General features: G+C 70.8%; 2 protein-coding genes. Both read left to right on the top strand.

The window, feature by feature from the left end:
• A partial coding sequence (locus AC1DYI_RS35375; protein ID WP_477208768.1) for a thymidine phosphorylase occupies nt 1-784 on the top strand: 784 nt, incomplete at its 5' end.
• The coding region (locus AC1DYI_RS35370; protein ID WP_477208767.1) for a glycoside hydrolase family 32 protein at nt 784-1,478 on the top strand (695 nt) is incomplete at its 3' end. The genes AC1DYI_RS35375 and AC1DYI_RS35370, both read left to right, overlap by 1 nt.

Genomic DNA, 1,478 nt, shown 5'->3' with positions numbered 1-1,478 from the left:
GGCGAGCATCCTGTCGAAGAAACTCGCCGCCGGCCTGCAGGCGCTGGTGATGGACGTGAAGGTCGGCAACGGCGCCTTTTGCCCTGACATGGCGACCGCCCAGCCGCTGGCGCAAGCGCTGGTGCGGGTGGCCCGCTCTGCCGGCCTGCCGACGCGCGCGCTGCTGACCGACATGAACCAGGTCCTCGGCCACCATGCGGGCAACGCACTGGAGGTGCGCGAAGCCATCGACTTCCTGACCGCCCGATCGCGCGAACCGCGCCTGCTGGAGGTGACGCTGGCGCTGGCCGGCGAGATGCTGCACCTCGGCCGTCTGGCCGACACGCCGCAGGCTGGTGAGGCCCAGGCACGCGAAGCGCTGGCCAGCGGCCGCGCCGCCGAAGCCTTCGCCCGTATGGTGGCCGCGCTGGGCGGCCCGCGCGATGTGCTGGCCGATGCCCAACTGCCCGAGGCGCCGGTCCAGCGCCCGTTGGAGGCACCGATCGACGGCCATGTTGCGGTAGTCGACACCCGTGCGCTGGGGCTGGAGGTGGTGCAACTCGGCGGTGGTCGCCGCCGCACCGACGACATCATCGATCTGCGCGTCGGCTTGGCGGCTGTGGTGCCACCGGGCCACGCGGTGCACCGCGGTCAGCCTTTGCTGTGGGTACATGCCGCGAGCGAGGATGCTGCCGACGCAGCGCTGGCCCGCCTGGCCCAGCTGGTGCGGGTCGATGCGGTGCAGCAGTCTCAGCCGGCCGAGCCGGGGCCGGTGGTTTGCGCCCGCCTGGGTGAAGAAGCTTGATGCGGCGCCGCCTGCTGCTGGCCGCTTCGGCGTCGATCCCTTGGCTCAGTGCGTGCCGCACCGTGCGCAAGCCGCTGCCGCCACCGTCTAGCAACTACCGCGAGCCGCACCGGCCGCAGTTCCACTTCACGCCGGCGGCGGGTTGGATGAACGACCCGAGCGGGCTGGTCTTCCACAACGGCGTCTACCACCTGTTCTACCAGTACCACCCGGCATCGAAGGAGTGGGGCCCGATGCACTGGGGCCATGCCACCAGCCGCGACCTGGTGCACTGGGAGCCGCAGCCGATCGCGCTCGAACCCGAAGAGCAGAAGTACGCGTACTCGGGCTCGGTGGTGGTCGATGCGGCGAACACCGCCGGCTTCGGCGCCGGTGCGTTGGTGGCGCTGTACACCCGTCACGACGCGGCCGCCGAACAGGACGGCCGGCGTGACTACGAATCGCAGCACCTGGCCTACAGCCAGGACGGTGGGCACAGCTGGACGCCGTTCGACGACACCCCGGTGATCGCCAATCCCGGCTCGGCGAAGGATTTCCGTGATCCCAAGCTGTTCTGGCACGCACCGACGAAGCGCTGGGTCGCGGTGATCGCCGCGGGCGACCATGCCGAGTTCTGGGGCTCGTCCGACCTGAAGCGCTGGACCTGGCTGAGTGACTTCGGGCGCCGCGCCGGTGGCCACGGTGGGACCTGGGA

Source organism: Ideonella sp. P3_A4 (assembly GCF_056403075.1).
The sequence above is the reverse complement of the archived record's forward strand: the minus strand, read 5'-3'. Positions and strand labels throughout refer to the sequence as shown.